The organism is Lyngbya aestuarii BL J (assembly GCF_000478195.2).
Lineage (GTDB): Bacteria > Cyanobacteriota > Cyanobacteriia > Cyanobacteriales > Microcoleaceae > Capilliphycus > Capilliphycus aestuarii.
The window spans coordinates 102456-111421 of sequence record NZ_AUZM01000013.1 but is presented as its reverse complement, the minus strand read 5'-3'; the positions used below and the strand labels follow the sequence as shown (position 1 = coordinate 111421).

Sequence of the window (8966 nt, the reverse complement as noted above, 5' to 3'; positions counted from 1 at the left end):
AGTAGTATACATTATCTAAACGTTCGAGGAGAAATGCCACTGCTACTCCGGCTGCTAAACCGCCAAAAATACCCGTCATAATTTGATTGATTAAATTGTCCGCAGGCGCACCCGGACGAGCGGGAGGAGATAGAACTTGCCAGGGAACTTCTGTTTGAGCGCCTTCAATTTGTAGAGATTCTCGTTTTTCTAAAAAGCGATTGAGACTGTTGGTTGCAATGGTTAAATCCCGTTGTAAATCAGTATATTGACGGTCTAAAGTCGGCATTTGTTCAAGTTGACGATTGACTTGGGTTTCGGCTTGAGAAATAGCATTTAAACGAACTTGTAATAATAATAGTTCATTGGTGACAGCAGCGACTTGAGAGCCTAAAACTTGTTGAGCTTCTTGACTCAGTAAAGGCATTAAGTTTTGGCGTTGGTTGAGTAGGTTTTTGATTGGAGCGCTGTTAGAACGGTAGCGGGTAGATTCTAAGGCAATTAGGGTTTCAATTTGTCGGATTTGACCGATTAATTGTTGATAGTTTGCCGAAGAATTTAAAACAGCAATTGCTCCTTCATCTTGTTGTAATATTGAGTAGCGGGTTTGAACTTCAACTAATTGTTTTTGAGTTTCAAACTTTTCAGCCGATAAATTTTCAGCTTGAGCGGATAATTTTTGGGCTTGAGTTTGCGGATCGATAAAATTATATTGTTGTCGAAATCGTTCGAGTCTGGCTTGTAAGGTATCCACTCGATTGATTAATTCGGGTAATTGTTCATCTACAAAGAGTAATCCTTGACGGAGATTTGTTTGTTGTTCTTGGAGAGAATATCTTAAATAACCAATTGCTAATTGATCGAGTACAAATTTCACCCGCTCTGGATTAGAGTCTTTATAACGAATATTTAATATTTTTGTTTCTCCTTGTCTAAAAATAGATAATTTACTGATAATCGAACCATAACTCAATTGCGGATATTGTGGAGAAATTTCATTTTCAATAATTTTATTAATCAGTTGAGGACTTTTTAAAATCTGAATCTGAGTCTCATAATCTAGAGAAGTTTCAGTGACTTTTCCCCCGTAACTATTGGTGAGTCCAGCCAGTTTATTAGAACTTTTTACAGGTTCAACTAAGAGTTGAAAACCAGATTGATAAACAACGGGTTTTCTGATAGCTTGTAACGTCATTGTCGCCGCCACTGCAAAAGCAACACTGGTAATTAAAATAACGCGACGCTGAATAATCGCAAAAATTTGACCAAAATTATTTTCTTCTCCTTCTCTGGATGGACTGATTTGATTTTGATAAAGGGAAGGGAGAGAGGGAAGGGATTTTTCAGGCTTTGATGAAACTAATTTTTCGGAGTTAGATGGAGTAGCCATAGGAGAAATGGTTAAGTTAAAAAAGCGGAAAAGTTAAAATTGCTTCAAAATCTCCTTCACTCCTGCTGATTAAGATTCCGTAAGCAAAACTGTTATCTGGGTGTATATTCCCTAGCGTGAGTGACTCGAAAAAAAGAGTTATACTGTTAAAATAAACGCTCAATTAATTGAAAAATAATTCCAAACGGTGAAGTTGCATTCAGAATATTACCAAGGTCATCGGAGAGTTTATTTAATCCCGTCGGTCGGACAACAATAATATCATTATTTCGCAGAGTCGGGTTATTTTCTTCTGTAATTCCTTCAGCAAAATTAACACTAATTTCTCGCTTTTCTAAGGTTCCATCGGGAGATAAACGAATTAACTCGACTGCTCCTTCATAGGCACGATTATTAAAGCCTCCAGCCGCTAAAATGGCTTGACTCAGAGGAGTATTAGGTGGAACATCTAAAATTCCTGGACGCAACACTTCCCCAACAAAGTTTACTTTAATTGTATTGGGAGAAAGGGTACTTCGAGCCAGATCATTTACTTCGTTCGGTGTTAATTTATCCGCAGTAGGAATCATAATAGTATCCCCAGTTTTTAAGATTACATCTTGACGTAAATCTCCTTGTTGAATTAACGCAAATAAGTTTACATTAATTGTTTCTTCAGTACCATTGCGGTTGAGACGTTTCACTTGAATTTGACGTAAATTAGCAGATGAAGTAATTCCTCCGGCTTGTTGAATGGCTTGAGTGACAGTTAGAAATCCACCACTTGCACTATCGGCGGTTAAATTATAAGGCCCAGGACGCACAACTTCTCCCACAATTGCGACTTTCATAGGTTTTGATTCAGCCGAATATAAGTTATTATTAACAAGCTGTGGAGCTTCTGCTAAATCAACATCAGTCAGGGTTGGGATAATAATAGTATCGCCATTTTTTAAGATCACATCTTGACGTAAATCTCCCCCTTGCAATAGTGCAAATAAATCCACATCAATAATTTGTTCTTGACCATTATTGAGAGGACGACGGACTTTGACTTGACGTAAATTGGCTGTTGATGTAATTCCACCTGCTTCTTGGATTGCACGAGTAACGGTTAGCACAGCACCTCCACTTCCGGTTTGTAGGGTGTAGGAACCCGGTTGAAAGACTTCACCCACAATGGCAATTTTAGCGGGAAGGGATTCAGTAGGATAAAGATTGTTATTGGCGAGTTGGGATGCTTCTGTCAGATCAACCCGAGTTAAGGTGGGAATGATAATTTTATCATCATCTCTTAAGGTTAAATCCTGCCGCAAATCCCCACTTTGAAATAAATCCCACAAATTAACAGCGATGATTTTTTCTCGTCCATAACCCATTTTTCGCTGTACTTTGATTTCTCTTAAATTAGCCGATTGGGTAATTCCTCCAGCGAGTTGAATGGCTTGGGTAATGGTGGGAAATTCTGTCGGATTTACTTGCAGTTGCAAGGCATAAGCACCCGGACGATTGACTTCTCCGGCGATCGCAATATTTAACGGTCTAGCAGAAACTAAAGTTACGGTCACTTCCGGACTTTTCATAGTTTGAGAAAATCGGGCTTCTAGATTTCTCTCCAGTTGTAAAATCGTCATTCCAGCGACTTTAAATTGACCCAGAAGGGGCATATTAATCAAGCCATTGGTTAAGATAGCATATTCACCATTGTGTTCGGGGAAGTTAGCAACAAAAACGGCTATCCGATCCCCTCCTCCTAGATTATAGTCTGTATTTTCAGCAACTTCGATGGCTTGAATTGTAGAGGAAGAACTCCGAGGATTTTGAGGTGGTGATGGGGTTCTCTGACGCGGATTATTTCGAGGGTTGTTGCCTGTTTGAATCAGGGTTGGGGCTTCTCCTAGACTGACTAAAGCTTGATAGACAAAAGCAGAAACTTCTGCAAGGGTTGCACTTTTATTGGGGTTTAAAACCCGGATATTCGGATAGTTAACAATTAAACGATTTTCAGTTGCCGCAGCAACTTGACTTAAGTTTGATTTCGGTATATTATGAGCATCAATAAAGTAACGATTTAAGCTCTCAGGTGTAATTTGACGGGATTGCAAATTCAAAACTTGAACCAATGTCACCAAAGCTTCAAGGCGAGAAACGTTTTGATTGGGATCGATATCCGGTTGGAGAGGATTAACGCCGAAAGCATTTTGAAGAATGGAGGAAAATTGAGCTTGAGTGATGAATTGATCCGGCTGAATTGAGTTGCCGTCGAGAGGAGGAATGATCCCTCGTAGCACTAAAGGTTCAATAAAACTTCGCGCCCAATGTTGCCCGACTGGATTAGTAGAATAAGCTGAATCGGGGAGAGAAGCAATTCTTTGTTCAACTGAGGTGAATGTCAGGGTTAAAGGATGCGGAGTCGCACCACAATTTCCAGAGGTCAGAATGCTCAGAGTTAAAACAGTTAGAATAGAAACGCGCATGAACGTTGTTTGAGTGCTTGACTGAACAAATGATCAATTAGCAAAAACAAATCGGAATTTAAAAGGGGGAGAAAGGCGGATTTTGTGCGAATGATATCACCCCGAAAACAGCGACAATGATCAAGAAATACTATTTAGATTTACGAAGTGTTTGTCACCGATCCGGAGATCAGCAAAATTACTGTTTATTCATCCGGATGGTGATTGCATAACTCGTATATTTGGAGAGTGTGCGGAAGTAAAATTCTACTCGATCTAACCCTAACTTCCGTATAATTTCGAGTTGGGGGGCTTGATTTTGCGACTCAGATTGGGGTCGGAACCCGGTGAGGTTCCCTTGCGATGGGAATGCCGACCCAGAGAAACAGAAACCCTGAATTGACTATGAGTGTGATCAATAATTCCGCCCTAAGCTGTATTGCTACCGCAGTCGGCTGTACACTGACAGGTATGGCTGTCAACGAGCATCTCGAGCAACCCAACCAGACTGGCCCGATTAAACTCGGTGTTCAGGAAAATCCTCTGATGGATGCTGAGGATTTGATGGTTGCTGCCTCAGATGGCGTTGAACAGTCGGTTGCCCCACCCCGACAGATGTTCACCCAAGACTTGACACCTTCGGTTAAAGCTGATAATTTTTCCAATTTTAGACCACATGAGCCAGAAATTTGGCAACAGTCGCCACTCGATATTGGTAATTTAGTGGTTAAGGCTCGCCCACTTCCTCGGATTGAACAGCCCAAGGTCAAGCCGACGGGGAATTTCAGCAACGAGTATTTTCCCGAGTACCTCAACTTTGACGGCGATGCTCAGGCTCCAGAACCGATTGAGATGGCGATCGAAGAATTACCACAGCCAGAAATCATCAATGAACCGATGGCTGTTTCTGCCTTTCCATCGGGGTTACAGCCTGTTCCTGCTCCACCTCCTCTATTTGACGGTGAACCGATAGGGGGTGAATATATCGTTGAACCTGAGACGATGATTAGCAATGGTTTTGAGGGAATTTATCCAGATAATATTGCTCCTCAAGAGCAATTGTCTAACCGTTCTTCAACAAATGCAACTCAATATATTGTTGAACCTCAGTCGATGACAAGGGCGACTCCTCAACCGCAGCAAGTCAGGGAGAATTCACAAGCTTCAATGCCTGAATTTTCTATTGCTGATTCGGCTAAACTTGCGGCTCAATACGTGGTTGAACCTCGAAGCGTGATGGCAGTTTTTCCGAGTGAACAACCCCAAGAAATTTTATCAACTTCTGAGGTGAATCGTCAGAGAGATGGGGAAGTTACTAATTACCGATCTCAAAAACCGAGAGTTTCTAGAATTTCGAGATCAAATCCATCTCAAATAACAGTTGCATCTACAGTTAATTCTTCAGTTTCGGCGATCAATCCCAGACCTAAATTATTGCAAAAATTAGTTGAACCTTATCAACTGCCCTCAGAAGTGAGAACGAATGAGGTTGTTTCTCCGGTCACTTCTACCCCTGAAAATAATCAAATTAATTCAAAGATCGCAGTTAATTTAGCCGAGGAAAAAACTGAAGTTATTGTGGCAGTTGAGTCGGAGTTAGATACGGCTTCAGAATCGATGATTGAAGAACCAGAGACAGAAACAGAACAAATGCCAAGTTTGTTAAGAAAACTGGTTGAATCCTACAATGAATCATCAGACGTTCTGCATGATATCAAAGTTTCTCCCTCTCCTTTAAAAGCATCCGAATCTAAATTTGCACAAAACTAAGTGATCTATAAATGATCAGGGATAGCAAGAATAGTTGAATCTAAGACTCTGTTGGAGTTTCGAGATATTTGATCTCAAGCAAGCAGAGTCTTGTTCAGCTTAGGGATTTTACAAAACTAGGGTATTTATAAAGCTTAAGACCGATCAGCTTTACAAAACTAGGGGATTTGTAAAACTCCAGAGGTCAATCCGGATAGTGAAGTTTGATTTAGTAAAAGGGAGTGAAAACAAAACCTGTTTTCATTGCTTTAAATCCGGTATGATTTATCTTCATTAATTCCATTTATGACCCTAAACTCTACCGAATTAATCATTGAATCTGGTCGAGTAGAACGCCAATATTGGCAAGACTTGTGGCGATACAGAGAGTTGTTTTACTTTCTCTCTTGGCGGGATATTTTAGTTCGTTACAAGCAAACGATTATTGGGATAGCTTGGGCATTAATTCGACCGTTTTTAGCAATGGTTGTATTTACTGTGGTATTTGGTAAAATCGCCAAACTTCCATCCGATGGAGTTCCCTACCCAATTTTAGTCTTTGCGGCGATGCTTCCTTGGCAATTTTTTGCCAATTCCCTAACCAACTGTAGTAATAGTTTAATCGGGAATGCTAATTTAATTTCTAAGGTTTATTTTCCGCGATTAATTGTACCTGTTAGTGCAGTTGTTGTTAGTTTTGTTGACTTTCTGGTTTATGGAATTATTTTACTGGGATTAATGGCTTGGTATAACTTTATTCCCAGTTGGCGAATTATTACATTACCGTTATTTGTTTTGATTGCAGTCTTAGCTTCTGTAGGAGGAGGGTTGTGGTTTGCATCACTAAATGTCAAATATCGCGATTTTCGCTATGTTGTGCCGTTTGTCGTTCAGTTTGGTCAGTATATTTCGCCCGTTGGATTTAGTAGCACGATTGTTCCCGAAGACTTGAAGTTTTTTTATTATCTCAATCCTCTTGTTGGGGTAATTGATGGGTTTCGTTGGGCAATTATCGGCGGAGAAACTAAAATTTATTGGTTGGGATTTAGTTTGTCTATTGGATTGGTTGTACTAATATTTGCTACGGGAGTTTGGTACTTCCGAAAAACAGAGCGAACTTTTGCCGATGTGATTTGATTGAATTGAATTTCAAAAAATTTACGCATTTTTCCGGAAAAGTTAATCAAACTTAGCAATTAGGGAACAGTAATTCTTCAAATATATGTCTGAGACAATTATTCAGGTCGAAAACTTAGGCAAAAAATACATTATTGGTCATCAAAAGCAGGAGCGTTATGCTACGCTGCGAGATCAGATGGCAAATGGGGCTAAGTCTTTCGGACAAAGTTTACTCAAACCTTTTGGAAAACAAACCAATGATCCCAGTAGTGAAGAATTCTGGGCGTTAAAAGACTTATCCTTTGAGATTAAAGAAGGGGATAGAGTCGGAGTTATTGGTCATAATGGTGCGGGTAAATCGACACTCTTAAAAATTCTGAGCCGCATTACAGAACCCACAACAGGAAGAATTACAATTAAAGGTCGGGTTGCGAGTTTATTGGAGGTAGGAACTGGATTTCATCAAGAGTTAACTGGGCGAGAGAATATCTTTCTTAATGGTGCAATCTTGGGGATGAGCAAGGCAGAAATAAAACAAAAATTTGATGAAATAGTTGCTTTTTCTGAAGTAGATAAATACCTCGATACACCAGTGAAAAAATATTCTTCTGGAATGCGAGTTCGTTTGGCTTTTGCAGTTGCTGCTCATCTAGAACCCGAGATTTTAATCGTTGATGAAGTCTTAGCGGTTGGGGATATTGCCTTTCAAAATAAATGTCTTGGTAAGATGGAAAACATCACCGAAAATGAAGGCAGAACGGTATTATTTGTTAGCCACCAAATGGCGGCAGTTCGCAAGTTATGTAATGTTGCTTATTGGCTAGAGGGAGGAACTGTCCGGGAAACTGGAAAAGTTGATGACATCATTGATTCCTATGAAAAACACATGATTAGTCGAGCTAGCTCTCAGTTAAATGGCAAGATTGTTAATGAAGAACATGGGCTTGAACTCCACAGTATTGATGCTTTTATCGAAGATGATGAAACTACATCAACACTCAAAGTAGAAGTCAAAGGTTATGCTCAAAAACAAATCTCTCGTTTAGCAGTAGCCGTTCGGATAACGACTTCTGATGGAGTTCTTGTTTCTAATATTTGGCCGAGGATGGCTAACTCATTTTTAGATAATATTCAAGAAGACTGGAATTGTGTCTTTAAATATCAAGATATTACTCGATATTTAGGGGGGGGTGATTATTTGATTAATATCATGGTTAGTCTGCCGGGAATGGGAATTATTTTGAAAGTTGAAGATGCGGCAATTATCAATATTCCGCCTGTAGATATCTATGGAGCGGGTAATTATTTCTCTTGGCGTCAACATGGAATTGTTCCCTTATCAGTTCAGTTTGATTATAGTCAAGGATAAATTAAATTTATAATTTTTATTTTCCCAGTACATGAAAAAATTAATTGATTGAATAAGTTATGAATCTGAAAAAAACTTACATAATTTGCTCGACAATGAGAAGTGGAAGCACTCTACTCTGCGATCTCCTAAGCCATACCAAATTAGTAGGTCAGCCTCAAGAGTTTTTTCTAGCCGAATGGGAGAAAAAAAGTAAGTTAGACTCTAGTAACTATCCAGAATATATTCAAAAAACCCTGGAGTCATTTGCATCTTCTAATGGTGTCAGTGGTGTTAAGTTAATGTGGTGTAACTGTCAAGAAGTTCTGCAAAGATTGCATGAAACTTCTGAGACTACATCAAAGTCTGATTTAGAATTGTTGAAAGAAGTTTTTCCCAATCTCAAGTTTATTTTCATTTCTCGCCGGAACAAAGTTCGCCAAGCCATATCCTTAGCTCGTTCAATTAAAACAAAGCGATGGAATAAATATCAGGATAGTCAAAATCCGGGCAAAATCTCATTTAATCGATACGATAATATTTCCAACTCACCGAAAAATCCTTATCCTTATATCAGCCCTGGAACGGTAGAGGTTTACCTCTCTCAGATAGAGAAAGATGAGAAGGCGTGGTTTCAGTTCTTTGAAAACAATAATATTGAACCACAAATAATTATCTACGAAGAACTTGCTCAAAATAAACAGAAGAATATTGTTGATGTTCTCAGCTTTTTAGAAATTCCAGTTTCCGAGGATATAAATTTTAATTCATCCTTTAAAAAGCAGGCGGATTTTTACACAGATTTATTGCTCGTTCAATATCATAGTTATACCCTTTTAAAAAAATGGGTCTCCCCTAGAATTTTAAAAATGTTGTCTGTTCTTAAAGATCGGTTTAAGAATAGGGGTACACCAGCAAATTCAAAAAGTTAGTTACAAGTCGGCTA

At 39.2% G+C, this 8966-nt stretch carries 6 protein-coding genes; 4 read left to right on the top strand and 2 right to left on the bottom strand.

The genetic code is table 11. The features are described from left to right. The coding region (locus tag M595_RS08080) for a GumC family protein (protein ID WP_023065643.1) at positions 1-1369 on the bottom strand (1369 nt) is incomplete at its 3' end. Between the two features lie 146 nt (positions 1370-1515). Beyond that, entirely contained in the window at positions 1516-3825 is a 2310-nt protein-coding gene (locus tag M595_RS08075) for an SLBB domain-containing protein (RefSeq protein ID WP_023065601.1), read from the bottom strand. Positions 3826-4209: 384 nt separating this feature from the next. Between M595_RS08075 and M595_RS08070 the strand changes: the two genes are divergently transcribed. The 4 genes from M595_RS08070 (at position 4210) to M595_RS08055 (ending at position 8952) form a co-directional block, all read left to right on the top strand. Further along, a complete protein-coding gene (locus M595_RS08070; RefSeq protein WP_040483772.1) occupies positions 4210-5574 on the top strand; it encodes a hypothetical protein in 1365 nt (454 codons plus the stop codon). A 285-nt stretch (positions 5575-5859) separates the two neighbouring features. Continuing rightward, positions 5860-6690, top strand: coding sequence for an ABC transporter permease (locus M595_RS08065; RefSeq protein ID WP_023065654.1), 831 nt, complete (start codon positions 5860-5862; stop codon positions 6688-6690). Between the two features lie 85 nt (positions 6691-6775). After that, positions 6776-8041: an ABC transporter ATP-binding protein gene (locus M595_RS08060; RefSeq protein WP_023065594.1), complete on the top strand. Its 1266-nt coding sequence runs from the start codon at positions 6776-6778 to the stop codon at positions 8039-8041. Positions 8042-8100: 59 nt separating this feature from the next. Next, positions 8101-8952: a Stf0 family sulfotransferase gene (locus M595_RS08055; protein WP_023065595.1), complete on the top strand. Its 852-nt coding sequence runs from the start codon at positions 8101-8103 to the stop codon at positions 8950-8952. The last annotated feature ends 14 nt before the right edge of the window (positions 8953-8966 follow it).